Origin of the sequence: Actinomadura sp. NPDC048955 (assembly GCF_040649435.1) — a bacterium.
Taxonomy (GTDB): Bacteria; Actinomycetota; Actinomycetes; order Streptosporangiales; family Streptosporangiaceae; genus Spirillospora; species Spirillospora luteofluorescens.
Window position 1 is genome coordinate 81,869 of sequence record NZ_JBEZJI010000023.1, and the last position, 15,939, is coordinate 97,807.

The following is a 15,939-nucleotide window of genomic DNA, read 5'->3' on the forward strand; positions in this document are numbered from 1 at the left end:
TTCGCATGTTCCCGTTGCGGGGTTCGCGGGCCGGGTCCGGCGGGTGCCCGGCTCCTGACGGAAGTCGGGGGTGCGGGGTGGCGTCCGCTCGGTGTGCGGGCCCTCCCCCGCTGCCTAGCGTCGTTCTGGACGGCCGGAGGGCCGGACGGGAGGACTTTGATGATCGTTTTGCGGGGTCTGACGAAGCGGTTCGGGGACAGGACGGCGGTGGACGGGCTGTCGCTGGAGGTGGCGGCGGGCAAGGTGACGGGGTTCCTCGGCCCGAACGGCGCCGGGAAGTCGACCACGATGCGGATGGTGGTGGGCCTGGACCGTCCGAGCGCTGGCGAGGCGCTGGTCGGGGGCCGCCGGTACGGGGAGCTGCGGTGGCCGCTGCGGGAGGTGGGGGCGCTGCTGGACGCGGGCGCGGCGCATCCGGGGCGGTCGGCGCGGGCGCATCTGCTGGCGATGGCGCGCAGTAACGGGATCGCGCGGGGGCGGGTGGAGGAGGTCCTGGCGATGGTGGGGCTGGAGGCGGTCGCGGGGCGGCGGGCGGGAACGTTCTCCCTGGGGATGCGGCAGCGGCTGGGGGTCGCGGGCGCGCTGCTGGGCGATCCGGCGGTGCTGATGTTCGACGAGCCGGTCAACGGCCTCGATCCGGACGGGGTGCTGTGGGTGCGGCGGTTGATGCGGTCGCTGGCGGAGCAGGGCCGGACGGTGTTCGTGTCGTCGCACCTGATGAGCGAGATGCAGCTGACGGCGGACCGCCTGGTGGTGATCGGGAAGGGCCGGCTGCTGGCGGACGCGCCGATGGCCGAGGTGATAGCGGCGGGGCCGGGCAGCGCGGTGCGGGTCCGTAGCCCCCGCGTGCGGGAGCTGGCGGGGCACCTGGAGGCCGCGGGCGGGCAGGTGCGGCACGCCGGCGAGGACGAGCTGCGGGTGGCGGGGCTGAGCGTGGACCGCGTCGGGCTGCTGGCGTTCGAGGCGGGGGCGCCGGTGCTGGAGCTGGGCGTGCTGGAGGCGTCTTTGGAGGAGGCGTACATGGAACTGACGGGTGCGAGCGTGGAGTTCGGCGCTTCGCCGGGAACGGGGGTCTGAACGATGGCGATGACACAGGCGCTGACGAGGGCGGTGGACCGGGCGCGGACGGGTGGAGGGCACCGCGCCGGGACGTCCGGCCGGAGGCGCGGCGGGGCCGGCGGCGGGTGGCGCGGCGCGGTCGCCGCGGAGTGGACGAAGCTGTGGTCGCTGCGGTCCACCTGGTGGGGACTGGCGGCGGCGGTGGCGCTGATGGCGGCGATGGCGTTCACGCTGGCGACCTCGACGGTGTCCAACAACACCAACGCGGTTCCCGGCGACGACATGGGAGTGGTGTCGGCGAGCGGGGCGGCGGTCGGTGCGCTGGACATGGTCCAGTTCGTGGTGCTGGCCGTGGCGATCCTGATGATCACCGGTGAGTACGCCACGGGCGGGATCCGCGCGACGCTGCAGTGCGTGCCGCCGCGGGGGCGGATGCTGGGCGCCAAGGCGGTGGTGGTCGCGGCGGTGACGTTCCCGCTCGGGGTCGCGCTGAACGCGGCCGGGACCGCGGTCGCCGATCCGGTCCTCGGGCGGTGGGGGCGGCTGGGTGCCGGAGAGTTCGCGGCCGACGCGCTGCAGTCGGGGGCCTACCTGGCGCTGGCGGGCGTGCTGGTGCTGGGGATCGGGGCGGTGCTGCGCAGCACCGCGGCGTCGCTGACGGCGGTGTTCCTGTTCCTCATGGTGGTTCCGATGCTGCTGGGCGGAGGGGACGAGTCGGGGCTGGCGCGGAAGGTGTCGGACTCGATGCCCAGCAGCGCCGGCCGGTACTTCATGTCCGGGGACGGCCCCTACCCGCAGGCGGCGGGGCTGGCGATCCTGGTGGCGTGGACGGCGGCGGCGGTGTTCGGCGCCGTGGTGGTGCTGCGCCGCCGCGACGCCTGACGCCTCCCCGACCTGACCCCGCCTGGCTCCGGCCTCTCCGGCCGGGGTCAGGCGGGGTCAGGTCGGGGCGTCGGTGGTGTCGACGAGTCCGGCCTGGTAGGCCAGTACGGCGGCCTGTACGCGGTTGCGGACGTCCAGGCGGGTCAGGATCGCGCTGACGTAGGCCTTCACGGTGCCCTCGACGACGTGCAGGCGCCTGGCGATCTCGGCGTTGGACAGGCCGGCGCCGAGCAGGGCCAGGACCTCGCGTTCGCGGGGGGTGAGGGGGGCGATGCTGCGGCGGGCGCGGGCGCGGCCGTCCAGGTGCCCGCCGCCGATCTGGGTGATGACGCGGTGGGCGACCTTCGGGGACAGGTAGGCGGCGCCGCCGGCGACGGCGCGGACCCCGGCGATCAGCTCGCGGGGGTCGCCGGACTTGAGCAGGAAGCCGCTGGCGCCGCCGGCCAGGGCGCGGGCGATGTACTCGTCCTCGCCGAAGGTGGTGAGCATGACGACGCCGGTGGCGGGGGCGAGGCGGCGCAGTTCGGCGGCGGCGGCCAGGCCGTCCAGGCGCGGCATGCGGATGTCCAGGAGGGCGACCGCGGGGCGGTGCCGCAGCGTCAGGTCGACGGCCTCGCGGCCGTCGCCCGCCTCGGCGACGACCTCGATGCCGGGGTCGGCGGTCAGGATGGCGCGGACGCCCGCGCGGATCATCGCCTCGTCGTCGGCGAGCAGGGCCCGGATCACTGGTCCTCCTGGTCAAGAATGCGCTGGGAGCGGAGCTGGTCGGTGTTGTAGGCGTTCTTGGCGGTGAGGCGGCCGCCGGCGAAGCACAGCCGGTAGATGCGGCCGACGCCGAGCACGTTGGCGTCGGGCCGGTAGTAGCGGCAGTCGGCGCCGGCGGGTTCGGGGACGGCGGCGCGGACGGTGCCGGCGTCGGGGGTCTGCATGGGCGGCAGGGCCCGCTCGACGCGGTCCTGGGGGTCGCCGACGGTCAGGGACCCGTAGTCGGCGGGCCGCAGGACGGAGTTGAGGGTGACGAAGACGTAGTGGCCGGCCATGATCGTGCCGAGGACCGCCATGAGGGCGGTGGGGGCGGCGATCGCGGTGATCAGGCCGCGGCGGACCTGGCGGCGTTCGCGGGCCAGGTGGCGGGCCGATTCGGAGGGCCACTCCCCCGCGCCGGCGGGGGTGAGGCCGAGGGCGGTGCGCAGCGCGTCCCGGGCGGTGGGCCTGGTCCGCCCCGGGGCCCCGCCGGGGGCGGGGTCGGGGGTCGCGGGGACGTCGGCGGTGAGGCGGAACCCGCCGCCGGGGGTGGGCGCGGCGTGCAGGGTCCCGCCGAGCAGGCGGACGCGGTCGGTGAGGCCGGCCAGGCCGCGGCCGCCGGAGGGCAGCAGCGGCGGCCCGTCCGGCGGGGGGTCGTTGGCGACCGTGACGGTGATCCCGCGGGTGCCGGTGCGGGCGAGGGCGACGGTGACGGCGGCGCCCGGGGCGTGCTTGGCGGCGTTGGTGATGGCCTCCTGCACGACGCGGTGCGCGGTGAGCGCGGCGATCGTCCCGAGCTCGGCGGGGGCCCGGGCGTCGCCGGTGAGGCGGACGGGGACGCCGGAGGCGCGGGCGCGGTCGACCAGGTCGGGGATGCTCTCGCGTGCGGGCCGCGCCGGCGGCTCGGGGGCCCCTCCCCCGGCCGCCGCGTCGACGGGATCGGCGGCGGGGTCGGCGGGGTCGTCGCGCAGGACGCCGATGATCTCGCGGAGGTGGTCGGTGGCGTCGGCGGCGCCGGTGCGCAGTTCGGCGGCCGCGGCCCGGTGCCGGTCGTCCAGTCCCGGCGCGACCTCCAGCGCGCCGGCGCGCACGGCGATCAGGGCCAGCTCGTGGCCGAGGGAGTCGTGCATGTCCTGGGCGATGCGGGCGCGCTCGCGGAGCCGTTCGCGTTCGGCGACGATGCGCTGCTGCTGTTCGAGGCGTTCGGCGCGTTCCCAGCCGGCGCTCAGCAGCTCCTGGTACTGGCGCCGGTAGCGGCCCACGAGCCAGGGCAGGACGCCGAGCAGGACGAGCCAGACGGTGGAGGGGAACCAGGTGGTGACCTGGGTGCCGCGGACCGCCGACAGCAGCGCCCCGCCGACGAACACCCCCGTGAAGCCCCACAGCAGCGGCCGCGCGCGGGTGCTGCGCAGGCCCGCCAGGTAGGACAGGACGGGCATGGCGAACACGAAGTTGCCGTGGACGAGGGTCAGCGCGATCACGGTGAGCAGCGCCGGGGCCGGCCAGGCGCGTCCCGCCGCGATCGCGGCGGCTAGCACGCCGAGCCCGGCCGCCTGCAGCCACCACGACGCCCGCGCGGGCTGCGTCGGGGAGATCATCCCGACCACGACCGGGAACGCCAGGACCCCGTACAGCAGGACGTCCTTGACCAGCGCGGCGCGGGACGGCCGGCGCACGATCGCCCGCAGCCGAGACGGCGGCGGCGCGGGTGCGGGGGGACCGGGGGCCGCGGAGTCGTTCACGGGCCCCACGCTACTGGCCTGTGAACTGGGCCGTTACTGACGAAAGTCAGGGGCGCGGGCGGCCGCGCCCCAACGGGATGATCTTCGGTGGGGGCGCGGGGCGGTGCGGGGCTGAACTACGGTTGGCGCGTGACAGCGACCCCGCCCCGCCCCCGGCGCCGGACGGGCGCGTCCGGCGCGGCCGGCCGGGGCGTGCCGGCCGCCGGGGTATTCGGCAGGATCGCGGGCGGGGCGTGGTGGCCGCGCGGGCGGGCGGCCGACGCGCTGCTCGCGGCGGCGGTGCTGGCGGTGACGGTCGCGATGAGCGAGGCGGCGGTCAAGCCCGGGGACCGGCCCCTGTGGCCGGGCGGCCTGGCGCTGATCGTCGCGGCGGCGGCCGCGCTGGCGTGGCGGCGCCGCCACCCGGTGGCGGTCCTGGTGGTCGCCGTGGTGGTGCCGCCGCTGTACTACCCGCTGGGGTACCCCGACGGGCCCGTCGCGGTCGTGCTGTGGCTGGCGCTGTTCAACGCGGCCGTGGAGTGCCGGGTGGCGGTGTCGCTGGGCGCGGTCATCGTCGTCAACGCCGGATTCCTGGCGGCGGCGTCGGTGCGCGGCAGCGGCGACGATCCCGACGCGGTCACCGACGCCCGCGGCGTGGCGTCGCTGTCGCTGGGGCTGCTGGTCACGGTGGCGGTCGGGCAGTACGTGCGCGGCCGGCGCGCGCTCGCCGAGGCAGCCGAGCGGCGCGCCGCCGCCGCCGAACGCGACCGCGAGGCCGAGGCGCGGCGCCGCGCGGTCGCCGAGCGGCTGCGCATCGCGCGGGAGCTGCACGACGTGCTCGCCCACCAGATCTCGCTGATCAACGTGCAGGCGGGGGCGGCGCTGCACCGCCGCGACGACCCGGGCCGCGCCTACACGGCACTGGAGGCGATCAAGTCGGCGAGCAAGGACACCTTGCGGGAGCTGCGCGGGATCCTGGGCGTGCTGCGGCAGGTCGACGCCGAGGGGCCGGACGGTCCCGGGGCGGACGGGCCGGTGGCGCCTCCCCCGTCGCTGGCGCGGGTCGGTGAGCTGCTGGACCAGACCGCCGCGGCCGGGCTGGCGGTCCGCCGCGCCGGTGACCTGCCCGAGCCCGGCTCGCCGGGGACGCCGGCGCTGGAGGACCTGCCGGCCCCGGTCGGGCTGGCCGGGTACCGGATCGTGCAGGAGGCGCTGACCAACGTCGTGCGGCACTCGGGGGCCGCCTCGGTCACGGTCGAGGTGCGGCTGTTCCCCGGCGAGATGATCGTGCGGGTGGACGACGACGGAACCGCCGCGCACACCGTTGGCGCGGCGGGCGGCAACGGTGTGCGGGGCATGCGCGAGCGGGCGGCGTCGGTCGGCGGGGAGTTGACCGCCGCACCGAATCCGGCGGGCGGTTTCCGGGTGTGGGCGCGGCTGCCGCTGGACGCCGCCGCCGAACCGCCCGTCGCGGGCGGCGCGAGAGACAACAGCGGGCTGGGCGATATGGAGGAGAGCGCGTGATCCGGGTGATGCTGGCCGACGACCAGACACTGGTCCGGGCGGGGTTCCGGTCGATCCTGGAGGGCGAGGACGACATCGAGATCGTCGCCGAGGCCGGGGACGGCGAGCAGGCCGTCGCGCGGGCCCGGGAGCTGCGGCCCGACGTGGTGCTGATGGACATCCGCATGCCCGTCCTGGACGGGCTGGAGGCCACGCGGCGGATCATCGCCGACCCCCGGCTGGCCGACGTCCGCGTGGTGATCTTGACGACGTTCGACCTGGACGACTACGTCTACGGCGCGATCAAGGCCGGGGCCAGCGGGTTCCTGGTCAAGGACACCGAACCGACCGAGCTGATCCACGGGGTGCGGGTGGTGGCGCGCGGCGACGCGCTGCTGGCGCCCACGGTGACGCGGCGGCTCATCGCCGAGTTCGCCTCCCGGATCACCGCGCCGCCGCCCGCCGCCGAGCTCAACTCGCTGACCGACCGGGAGAGCGAGGTGCTGCGGCTGGTCGCGGCGGGCCTGTCCAACGAGGAGATCGCCGGCCGCCTGGTGCTGTCGCCCGCGACCGCCAAGACCCATGTCAGCCGTATCCTGGGCAAGGTCGGCGCCCGCGACCGGGCGCAGCTGGTGGTCCTGGCCTACGAGACGGGGATGATCCGCCCCGGCTGGCTCGGCTGACCACCCGCCCGGCCCGCCGCTCGCCTGGGCACACCGCCGCAACCGGGCCGGTCGCGGCGGTGTTTGAACGGATGTGACGGTTACGGACGAAGCCCTCAGCCACGCCCCCGGCGCCGCGGGCGACGACAGGAGCGGCCCGGGGGGCGACACCGCCGGGGCGCGGGTCGCCGCCGCCCTCGCCCGCGACCTCGACGAGGGGTTCGCAGCCCTGTACGAGGCGTACCGGGGCGCGGTGTTCTCCACCGCGCTGCGGCTGTGCGGGCGGTGGGCCGAGGCCGAGGACCTGTCCGCCGAGGCGTTCCTGCGCGCCTACCGCGCCCTGACCGGCTACGAGGAGGCGCGCATCGCCGGGCTGCGGCCGCGGGCCTGGCTGCTGACGATCCTGACGAACGTGTGGCGCAACAGCCTGCGCTCGGCCGCGCGGCGCCCGCCGCCGGGCCCCATCGAGGACGCCCCCGACCCGCCCGACCCGGGCGAGGGCGTCGAGGACGCCGCCGCCCGCCACGAGACCGGCCGCGAACTGGCCGGCCTGCTGGCCCGGCTCCCCCACCAGCAGCGCGCCGCGGTCGTGCTGCGCCACGTCACCGACCTGCCCGTCGCCGAGATCGCCGCCGTCCTGGACCTGCCCGAGGGCACCGTGAAGTCCCACATCTCCCGCGGCCTGGCCCGCCTGCGCGCCCTGCGCGCCGCCCCCGGCCCGCCCGAACCCGACCACGTCCAGCCCGACCGTTCCGCGCTCGACCGTTCCGCGCTCGACCCCGAGCAGAAAGGGGGCACCCGATGAACCGCACCGACCCCGCCGGCGGCACGCCCGACCCGCTGGCCGGTGAACTGGCGGAACTGGCCGCCGACGCGCCCCCGGCCCTGCTGGACCGCATCGCCGCCCGCCGCCTCCACGTCCCCGGCCCCCTGGAGGGCCTGCAGGTCGCCTTCACCGACCACGGCGTCGCCTACCTGCGCGCCGGCATGGACGACCGGGAGTTCGCGGCGGCGTTCCGCGCCCGGTTCGCGCGGCCGCTGCTGCCCGCCGACCGCCCCCCCGCCGGGCTGCTGCCCGCCCTGCGCACCGGCCGGCTCGGCCCGCTGCGCCTGGACCTGCGCGGGCTCAGCGACTTCGAGGCCGCCGTGCTGCGCGCCGCCGCGCAGATCCCCCGCGGGCAGACCCGCCCCTACGCGTGGGTGGCCCGGCACGCCGGACGCCCCAAGGCCGTCCGCGCCGTCGGGTCGGCGCTGGGCCGCAACCCCGTCCCGCTGCTCATCCCCTGCCACCGCGTGACCCGCTCGGACGGCACCCTGGGCGACTACGTGTTCGGCTCCGACGCCAAGGAACGGCTGCTGCGCGCCGAGGACGTCGACGTCGAGGAGGTCACCGAGCTGGCCCGGCGCGGCGTGCGGCTGGTCGGCTCCGACACCACCGGGATCGTGTGCTACCCGACCTGCGCGGACGCGCGCCGGATCACCCCCGGGCACCGGCGCGGGTTCGGGGACCTGGCCGCCGCGCGCGCCGCCGGGTACCGGCCGTGCCTGCACTGCCGCCCCGGCGACGCCCTCCCCGCCTGACCCCGCGGCCCCACCGCACCGCCCACCGCCGAGCCCGCCGGCACGGGCCCGGCGGTGGGCGGTGCGGTGGCCGGGGCGGTGGGCATACATCGGCGCGGGACGGGAATGGGGCCGTCCACCTGCGGGGACGAGCCCGCGGGCGAACCGCCGACGAGGGGGAGATCGCCATGCGCGTCGTCGTCACCGGCGCCACGGGCAACATCGGGACCAGCACCGTCCGCGCGCTCGCCGAGGACCCGGCCGTCACCGAGATCACCGGGCTGGCCCGCCGCGAGCCCGGCCCGGGGGCCGCCCGCGAGGCCGATCCCGGCGGCACCGGCAAGCTGCGGTGGGCCGAGGCCGACGTCACCGACACCGACCTGGTCCCGCTGATGCGCGGCGCCGACGCCGTCGTCCACCTGGCGTGGCTGTTCCAGCCCACCCACCGGCCCGCGGTGACCTGGGACTCCAACGCCGTCGGCAGCGCCCGCGTGTTCGACGCCGCCGCCCGCGCGGGCGTGCCCGCGCTGGTGTACTCCTCCTCCGTCGGGGCCTACTCTCCCGGCCCCAAGGACCGCGCGGTCGACGAGTCCTGGCCCACCCACGGGTGGCCCGAGGCCGCCTACAGCCGCGAGAAGGCCTACGTCGAACGGCTCCTGGACGCCTTCGAGACCGCCAACCCCGACTGCCGCGTCGTGCGGCTGCGGCCCGGTTTCATCTTCGAACGGCAGAGCGCCAGCGAGCAGCGCCGCCTGTTCGCCGGGCCGCTGCTGCCCGGACGCCTCGCCCGCCCCGGCCTCATCCCGGTCGTGCCGGACCTGCCCGGCCTGCGGCTGCAGGTCCTGCACTCCGCCGACGCCGGGCAGGCGTTCCGGCTCGCCGCCACCGGCCGGGCCCGCGGCGCCTTCAACCTCGCCGCCGAACCCGCCCTGGACGCAGCCGAGCTCGCCGACCTGCTCGGCGCCCGGATCGTGCGGCTGCCCGCGCGGGGCGTGCGGGCAGCCCTCGCCGCCGCCTGGAACCTGCACCTGGTGCCCGCCTCCCCCGCCCTGCTCGACCTGGCCCTGCAGGTCCCGCTCATGGACACCGCCCGGGCCCGCGACGAGCTCGGCTGGACGCCCCGGCACACCGCCCGCGAAGCGATCACCGAGTTCCTGGAAGGGCTGCGCACCGGCGCCGGCCGCGACACCCCGCCGCTGTCCCCCGACACCGGCGGGCGGATGCGCGGCCGCGAGTTCGCCACCGGCGTCGGCCGCAAACCCTGACCACCCGCCGCCACGACGTCACCACATCACGATGACCGGCGGCACGGTCCGGCGCGTCCGCCGGGCACCGATCCGCCGACGACCGATCCGGAGGTCACCCGATGCCGACGATCACAGCCGAGCACCTGCACACCCTGCTGGCCTCCACCGACCGCGGCGCCGCGCTCGTCGTCGTCAAGGGCCGCGCCGCCGTCGTCCCGTCCGGCCCCGGCCGCGGCGAGGGCCCCGAGGACGCCATGGTGATCACCACGCGGGACGCCGTCATCGCCGAACTCGACACCGGCGCCAACGAGGAGCAGCTCGAGGCCCTGGCCCAGCGGCTGGACACCGCCCTGGACAGCCTCGGCGGCTGACCCGCCGCACGCCACACCCCGCGGCCGGGTCAGCGGGCCGGGTCAGTCGCGGCGGCGCCGGCGGTGGCTGGTGTCGCAGAACGGGTAGGCGCGGCTGCGGCGGCACGCGCACAGCGCGACCAGCCAGCGGTCCGACACCGCCGTCGACCCGTCCTCCATCACGACCTCCACCGGGCCCTCCACCAGCACCGGCCCGCCCGGCACCATCCGCACCCGCCGCCGCTCCGGGCCGCCCGGGCCCTCCCCGGCCGCGCCCTGCGGCCGCGCCGCGGACGGGTTCTCAGGCGGCCTCCCGGTCACGCTCATCGCACGCCTCCTCCCCGATCCGGTCGGCGCGCACCACCACCAGGTCCTCGTGGCGCTGCCCGGCCACCAGCAGGCCCCGCGCCCGCAACCCGTCAGCGCGGCGCCGCATCACCGGCCCGAACGGCTCGCGGTGCCGCGCCACCACCGACGCCCGCATCCCCGCGCGGCGCAGCCCCACCAGCGTGGACGCCACCCCGTTCAGCGCCGAATGCACCACCAGCAGCGTCCCCGACGGCGACAGGTGCCCGGGGGCCTGCGCGCAGATCCGGTCCAGCAGCACCCGGCCGTCCAGCCCCGCCTCCCACGCCCGCGCCCGGCCCCGCACCGACGCCGGGTCGACGTCCCCGGCCACGTACGGGGGGTTGGCGACGATCACGTCGAACTCCTGCCCGGCGACCGGCGCGAACATGTCGCCGCGCAGCACCCGCACCGGCAGCCCCCGCATCCGCGCGTTCACCCGCGCCGCCAGCACCGCCTGCGCCGAGGCGTCCACCGCGACGACCTCGCAGCCGGCCCGCGCCGCGGCCAGCGCCACCGCGCCCGTCCCGGTGCCGAGCTCCAGGACCCGCGCCCCCGGCGGCGCCCCCGCCCGCGCCAGCGACGCCAGCAGCGCCCGCGTCAGCAGCGAGGTGTCGGCCTGCGGCCGGTACACGCCCGGCGGCCTGAAAAGCATCATCGCCCGCCCCTCCCCCTTCACCGCGCCACCGCGGCGACCGCTCGCGCGCCGTCCGAAGCACCGGTCTCCCCAGCGGTCACGGCAGCGGCCGTCTCCTGCGCGAGCGGGCGCCGCAGCGCCGGGCGGCCCGCCCGCCAGCACCCCAGCAGATGCCCGCCCAACCGGTCCTCCAGCAGGCCCGTCGCGCGCACGCCCAGCACCACGTCCCCGGCCAGGCCCGGCTCGGCGTCCAGCAGCCCGCCGATCACCTCGTGGCGCAGCACCTGCTCGTGGACGGCGTCGGCCTCGATGTGCTCGGTGTGGAACAGCAGCGCGCGCGGCCCGGCGCCCAGCCGCTCCAGCGCCCGCGCCATCCGCCGCGCCGACGGCGCCGTGGTGATCTCCGCCGCCGCGAAGTGCCCCACCAGCGCGGCCCGCAGCGACCGGTGCAGCCCGAACAGCGACATCATGTTCACCGTCGCCAGCATCACCGCCGGCGCCGCGTCCACGTACGCGCCGTAGGACGGGTCCAGCCCCAGGTCGTCCAGGAGATCGGCGTACAGGCCCTGGTGCGTCATCTCCGGGCGGCCGCCGCCGAACTCGTCGAACTCCACCGCCACCAGCGCCGCCTTGGCCCGCCCCCGCAGCCTCGGGATCACCCACGCGTGCGGGTCGGCCTCCTTCAGGTGGTACACCGACCGCAGCGCCGCGTACTCGCGCATCTGCCCCCGGGTGCCCTCGTCGAGCAGATGGTGGGAGACGCCGCGGGCGTCCACCGGCTCGACCAGCAGCTCCTCCAGCGCGCCGTGCACGTCGCGGGCCGCGTCCGCGCCGCCCGCCCGCCACACGTCGCGGCGCAGCGCCGCCAGGAACACCGCCTCCATCGCCCCGCGCAGCCGCAGCAGCCCCGGATCCCACTCCCAGTCCGGGTCCACGCCCGCGAACCCCTGGTAGTGCAGCTCGTAGCAGGTGTGCAGCGCCAGTTGCAGATCCTCGCCGTAGGGGTCGCAGGATCGCACCTCGGCGACGCGGCCGGCGATCCCGGCCGGGCCCGGCGGGTCGTCAAGGAGGTCGTCAAGGAGGTCGTCGAGGGGGGCCGGGGGCCGGGCCGAGGACAGGACGTCCGTCACGGCCCGCGACAGCGGCCCGCGCGGCGCCGGCAGCACCGGCGCCCGGTCCGCGCGCGCCCGCACGGGCCCGAGCGCAGACCCGAAAGCAGAACCCGGCACGCGGCCTGACGCGGGGCCCGTCCCGCGGCCGTTCCCCGGGCCGGGCTCGGGACCGCGGGAGGGCGGCCGGTCCTGGTGAGCGGTCATATCTCCTCCGTCGTCAAGGGGCATCCGGCTCCGGTACCCGCTCACCCGCGTCCCATACGCCCGGTTCTTCCCCTGAAATCCCGTCCGGTGTGTCCGCCGGGCCCCCGTCGGCGCCGCCCGCCGGCCCGCCCGGCCCCGCACCGGTGTCCGGCCCGGGCGCCAGGCCGCCGGACTCGGTCTGCCGGGCCAGCATGTCCACCACCGCGCGAGGGCCGCCGCGCCGCGCCGCTCGGCGCTGCCGGTCCGCGCCCGTCCCCGCGCGGCGCACGCCCTCCACCAGCGCGAACACCGCACCCAGGTCCCCGGCCTCCTCCAGGGCCGGGGCCGCGCGGGCGACCAGGCCGTCGACCAGCCGCCACGCCGGGACGGCCCGCCGCGCCACCGGGTCCACCATCGCGCCGTCCAGCCCGTGCCGGGCCGCGTTCCACAGCGCCGCCGCGCACACCTGCCCGTCGGCCCGCGGCGCCTCCCGGCCCGCCGCCAGATCCGCCAGCGCGGCGCCGACCAGGCCCCGCACCAGCGCCGCCTGCAGCACCGCCTCGTCCGCGGTCCCCGCCGCGTCCCCGGCCCGCACCTCCACCGTCGGCCACCGCGGCGACGGCCGCGCCAGCCAGAACGTCATCGCCCCGTCCACCAGCGCGCCCGACTCCACCAGCGCCGCGACCCGCGCGTCGTAGTCGGCCGCCGACGCCGACCACGGCGGAACGCCGGCGCCCGGGAACCGGGCCATCTCCATCATCCGGCGCGCCGCGTAGCGGGTGGGGCGCCCGCGGTCGAACGGCGAGTTGGCCGCCAGCGCCACCAGCACCGGCAGCCACGGCCGCAGATGGTTCACCACCGCCACCGCCGACTCGCGGTCGGTGACACCGACGTGCACGTGGCAGCCGCAGGCCTGGTAGTCCTCGACCACGTCGCCGTAGGCGGACACGATCGCGGCGAACCGCTCGCCCCGCGCGGCCGGCGGCGGGCTGCCGCCCAGCACCGGCGTCCCCGACGCCACCAGCAGCGCGCCGTCCTCCCGCGCCGCCTCCGCCAGCCGCGCCCGCCCGTACCGCAGCTGCGCGCGCAGGCCCGCCAGGTCGTGGCACACCCCCGTCACCGCCTCCACCTGCGACCCCAGCAACTCGGTGTGGAACGATCCACCTGAGGTCCGCCACCGGTGCGGCCCGGCCCTTTCCAGGACGTCCTCGGCATGCGCGACGCACTCCCCCGACACCGCGTCCACCAGCAGGAACTCCTCCTCCACTCCGAGACTGACGCCCGGCGCGTGCCCCTTCACGCCTCCGCCCATGCCGAGTCCCCCTCACTCGTACAGACCCCCTCACCCCGGGGGATTCCCGTCCAGAACGTCCCCTCCCTCCCCTGCCCGAGATCCTTTACCCCGCCCCCCACGGCCGCCGTGACCGGATCGTTCCGCATCCCGCCGCGATGGTGCCTGCCCGGCGGCGCCTCGCCCGGCCAGGATCGACACCATGAACCGCGCGCTCCTCGTCATCGACGTCCAGGAATCCTTCCGCCGCCGCCCCAACTGGGAGGCCGTCTCGGCACCCGACATCGCCGCCCGCGCCGCGCGCCTGGCCGAGGCAGCCCGCGCCGCCGGCGACCTGGTCGTGTGGATCCTGCACGCCGAACCCGGCAGCGGGGGCCCCTTCGACCCCGAACTCGGCCACGTCCGGCTCATGGACGGCCTGGCCCCCGCGCCCGGCGAACCCGTCATGACCAAGACCTCACGCAACGCCTTCACCACCACCGGCCTGCAGCAGCTCCTCACCGGACGCGGCGTGACCGAGGTCGCCGTCTGCGGCATCCAGACCGAGCAGTGCTGCGAGACCACCGCCCGCCTGGCCGCCGACCTCGGCTACCGCGTCACCTTCGTCACCGACGCCACCGCCACCTTCCCCATCGAGCACCGCGACGCCCCGCCCGGCCGCCCCCTGGCCGAGATCCTCGCCGACCCCGCCACCCTGCCCACCGACCAGATCATCGCCCGCACCGAGTACGCCCTGGCCGGACGGTTCGCCGCCATCGCCTCGCTCGACGACCTCGCGCCCGCCCCGGTAGGCTGACCGGATCGTGACCCGCGTCGTCTTCCTGCTCGTCCCCGGCCTGCACCTGCTCGACCTGGCCGGGCCCGCCCAGGTGTTCGGGACGGCCGCCGACGCCGGCCTGCCCTACCGGCTCGCCTACGTCGCCGACCACCCCGCACCCGGGGACCCGCAGGAGACCCCGCACCCCTCCCCCGCGACCGTGCCCACCGCGCAGGGCGTCCCCCTCCAGGCGCCCACCGCCTGGCCCGACCTCACCGCGGGCGACATCCTCCTGGTCCCCGGATGGCGCTGGGGCCGCGGCGAACCCCACGCCCCGCCCGTCTCCGGCCACGCCGCCCGCCGCCTGGCCGGCCACCACGCCGCGGGCGGCACCGTCGCCAGCGTCTGCGCCGGCGCGTTCGCCCTCGCCCACGCCGGGCTCCTGGACGGGCGCCGCTGCACCACCCACCACCAGCTCCAGGACGACCTCGCCCGCCGCCACCCCCGCGCCACCGTCGTCCGCGACGTCCTGTACGTCACCGACGGCCGCGTCATCACCTCCGCCGGCATCGCCTCCGGCATCGACCTCGCCCTGCACCTGGTCGCCTCCCGGCACGGGCCCGGCGCCGCCGCCCGCACCGCCCGCGCCATGGTCGTGTACGCGCGCCGCAACGGCGACGAACCCCAGGCCAGCGCCCTGCTGCGGCACCGCGCCCACGTCAGCGACGCCGTCCACCGCGCCCAGGACCTCATCGACGCCCGCTACGCCCGCCCCCTGCCCCTGCACGTCCTGGCCGCCGAGGCCGGCGTCAGCGAGCGCACCCTCACCCGCCGCTTCACCGCCGTCACCGGCCTGACCCCGCTGCGCTACCAGCAGGAACTGCGGCTGGAACGCGCCGAGCACCTCATCGGGCAGGGCGCCACCGCCGAGGCCGCCGCCCACGCCGTCGGATTCACCGACGCCCGCATGCTGCGCCGCCTGCGCGCCCGCACCTGACCGGGCCGCTCAGCCGCGCAACGCCACGTACGGGGCCAGCGCCAGCAGGCTCACCACCAGCGCCCCCCGCAGCGCCGCCGCCGGAACCGCCCGGGCGATCACCCACCCCGCCAGGACCCCCGCCAGCTCCGGGACGCCCACCAGCGCCGCCAGCGGCCAGTCGACCGCCCCCGCCGCGACGTACCCGACCGTCCCGGCACCGGCGATCACCACCGACTGGGCCTGCGCCGCCGCCAGCGCCGACAGCACCGGCACCCCCAGCGCCATCAGCAGCGGCACGCACAGCATCGGCCCCCCGACCCCGAACATCGCGCCCGCCGCCGCCACCCCCGCGCCCACCGCCGCGGTCGCCCGCCATCCCGGACCGCCCTCCCCCGAACCGTCCGCGCCCGGCCCCCGCGCGCCCGGACGCCGGGCGAGGACCAGCACCGCCGTCGCCGCGACCAGCGCCCCCAGCAGCACACCGAACACCCGGCCCGTCACCAGCCCGTTCAGCAGCACCCCCACCGGCGTCCCGGCGACCGCGCCCCCGCACAGCAGCACCGCCGTCCGCCGCGCCGGCGGCTCGCGCAGCTGCCCCGACCGCCAGTACACCGCCGTGCCCAGCACGCCCGTCGCGACGTTGGTGACCAGCGCCGTGCCCGCCACCTGCGCCGGGTCCAGCGGCGTCAGCGCGAACAGTCCCGCGGTGATCAGCACCCCGCCCGGCCCGACCGCCGTGATCCCGATGCCCGCCGCCACCGCCAGCAGCACCAGCCCCGCCACCACGCCCGGCTCCAGCCCCGTCACCGGCCCGGCCGCCCTGTGCACGGCCCCTCGTCCCGCGGCGGCGCGCCACCGCACGCCCTCAACCGGTGTGGAGTACCCATTCCCGACATTGTGCGAGCTT

General features: G+C 77.5%; 17 protein-coding genes. 10 read left to right on the plus strand and 7 right to left on the minus strand.

Going from position 1 to position 15,939, the window contains the following annotated elements; genetic code table 11:
- Nucleotides 1-159: 159 nt before the first annotated feature.
- Both AB0C84_RS22415 and AB0C84_RS22420 read left to right on the plus strand, forming a co-directional pair.
- Nucleotides 160-1,077, plus strand: coding sequence for an ATP-binding cassette domain-containing protein (locus tag AB0C84_RS22415; protein WP_361069441.1), 918 nt, complete (start codon nucleotides 160-162; stop codon nucleotides 1,075-1,077).
- Nucleotides 1,078-1,080: 3 nt separating this feature from the next.
- Complete coding sequence (locus tag AB0C84_RS22420) at nucleotides 1,081-1,941, plus strand: ABC transporter permease (RefSeq protein WP_361069444.1); 861 nt, start codon at nucleotides 1,081-1,083, stop codon at nucleotides 1,939-1,941.
- 57 nt (nucleotides 1,942-1,998) lie between these two features.
- Here the strand turns inward: AB0C84_RS22420 and AB0C84_RS22425 are convergent, their stop codons facing one another.
- Both AB0C84_RS22425 and AB0C84_RS22430 read right to left on the minus strand, forming a co-directional pair.
- On the minus strand, nucleotides 1,999-2,667 hold the full coding sequence (locus tag AB0C84_RS22425; RefSeq protein WP_361069448.1) for a response regulator transcription factor: 669 nt from the start codon (nucleotides 2,665-2,667) through the stop codon (nucleotides 1,999-2,001).
- Nucleotides 2,664-4,427, minus strand: coding sequence for a histidine kinase (locus AB0C84_RS22430; protein ID WP_361069451.1), 1,764 nt, complete (start codon nucleotides 4,425-4,427; stop codon nucleotides 2,664-2,666). The genes AB0C84_RS22425 and AB0C84_RS22430 overlap by 4 nt, the downstream gene beginning before the upstream one ends.
- A gap of 129 nt (nucleotides 4,428-4,556) precedes the next feature.
- On the opposite strand from AB0C84_RS22430, the gene AB0C84_RS22435 reads away from it, so the two are divergent.
- The 6 genes from AB0C84_RS22435 to AB0C84_RS22460 all read left to right on the plus strand — a co-directional run bounded on the left by AB0C84_RS22435 (nucleotide 4,557) and on the right by AB0C84_RS22460 (nucleotide 9,749).
- Nucleotides 4,557-5,930 carry a histidine kinase gene (locus AB0C84_RS22435; protein WP_361069454.1) on the plus strand — a complete coding sequence of 458 codons (1,374 nt, stop codon included), beginning with the start codon at nucleotides 4,557-4,559 and terminating at the stop codon, nucleotides 5,928-5,930.
- A complete protein-coding gene (locus tag AB0C84_RS22440; RefSeq protein ID WP_179849013.1) occupies nucleotides 5,927-6,592 on the plus strand; it encodes a response regulator transcription factor in 666 nt (221 codons plus the stop codon). The genes AB0C84_RS22435 and AB0C84_RS22440 overlap by 4 nt, the downstream gene beginning before the upstream one ends.
- A 73-nt stretch (nucleotides 6,593-6,665) precedes the next feature.
- Nucleotides 6,666-7,376, plus strand: coding sequence for an RNA polymerase sigma factor (locus tag AB0C84_RS22445; RefSeq protein ID WP_361069457.1), 711 nt, complete (start codon nucleotides 6,666-6,668; stop codon nucleotides 7,374-7,376).
- Entirely contained in the window at nucleotides 7,373-8,152 is a 780-nt protein-coding gene (locus tag AB0C84_RS22450) for a methylated-DNA--[protein]-cysteine S-methyltransferase (protein WP_361069460.1), read from the plus strand. Before AB0C84_RS22445 ends, AB0C84_RS22450 begins: the two co-directional genes overlap by 4 nt.
- Before the next feature lie 167 nt (nucleotides 8,153-8,319).
- Nucleotides 8,320-9,396: an NAD-dependent epimerase/dehydratase family protein gene (locus tag AB0C84_RS22455; protein ID WP_361069463.1), complete on the plus strand. Its 1,077-nt coding sequence runs from the start codon at nucleotides 8,320-8,322 to the stop codon at nucleotides 9,394-9,396.
- 101 nt (nucleotides 9,397-9,497) lie between these two features.
- Complete coding sequence (locus AB0C84_RS22460) at nucleotides 9,498-9,749, plus strand: hypothetical protein (RefSeq protein WP_361069466.1); 252 nt, start codon at nucleotides 9,498-9,500, stop codon at nucleotides 9,747-9,749.
- Between the two features lie 42 nt (nucleotides 9,750-9,791).
- Here AB0C84_RS22460 and AB0C84_RS22465 read toward each other — a convergent pair whose 3' ends face one another.
- The 4 genes from AB0C84_RS22465 to AB0C84_RS22480 all read right to left on the minus strand — a co-directional run bounded on the left by AB0C84_RS22465 (nucleotide 9,792) and on the right by AB0C84_RS22480 (nucleotide 13,317).
- Entirely contained in the window at nucleotides 9,792-10,055 is a 264-nt protein-coding gene (locus tag AB0C84_RS22465) for a CDGSH iron-sulfur domain-containing protein (RefSeq protein ID WP_361069469.1), read from the minus strand.
- Nucleotides 10,030-10,731 carry a HemK2/MTQ2 family protein methyltransferase gene (locus tag AB0C84_RS22470; protein WP_361069472.1) on the minus strand — a complete coding sequence of 234 codons (702 nt, stop codon included), beginning with the start codon at nucleotides 10,729-10,731 and terminating at the stop codon, nucleotides 10,030-10,032. Before AB0C84_RS22470 ends, AB0C84_RS22465 begins: the two co-directional genes overlap by 26 nt.
- 17 nt (nucleotides 10,732-10,748) lie before the next feature.
- Complete coding sequence (locus AB0C84_RS22475; protein ID WP_361069475.1) at nucleotides 10,749-11,903, minus strand: iron-containing redox enzyme family protein; 1,155 nt, start codon at nucleotides 11,901-11,903, stop codon at nucleotides 10,749-10,751.
- 136 nt (nucleotides 11,904-12,039) lie between these two features.
- Nucleotides 12,040-13,317 carry a glutamate--cysteine ligase gene (locus tag AB0C84_RS22480; protein WP_361069478.1) on the minus strand — a complete coding sequence of 426 codons (1,278 nt, stop codon included), beginning with the start codon at nucleotides 13,315-13,317 and terminating at the stop codon, nucleotides 12,040-12,042.
- Nucleotides 13,318-13,498: 181 nt separating this feature from the next.
- Between AB0C84_RS22480 and AB0C84_RS22485 the strand changes: the two genes are divergently transcribed.
- A complete protein-coding gene (locus AB0C84_RS22485; protein ID WP_361069481.1) occupies nucleotides 13,499-14,092 on the plus strand; it encodes an isochorismatase family protein in 594 nt (197 codons plus the stop codon).
- 7 nt (nucleotides 14,093-14,099) lie between these two features.
- A complete protein-coding gene (locus AB0C84_RS22490) occupies nucleotides 14,100-15,050 on the plus strand; it encodes an AraC family transcriptional regulator (RefSeq protein ID WP_361069484.1) in 951 nt (316 codons plus the stop codon).
- A gap of 9 nt (nucleotides 15,051-15,059) precedes the next feature.
- Here AB0C84_RS22490 and AB0C84_RS22495 read toward each other — a convergent pair whose 3' ends face one another.
- Entirely contained in the window at nucleotides 15,060-15,860 is an 801-nt protein-coding gene (locus tag AB0C84_RS22495) for a sulfite exporter TauE/SafE family protein (protein WP_361069488.1), read from the minus strand.
- Nucleotides 15,861-15,939 lie beyond the last annotated feature (79 nt).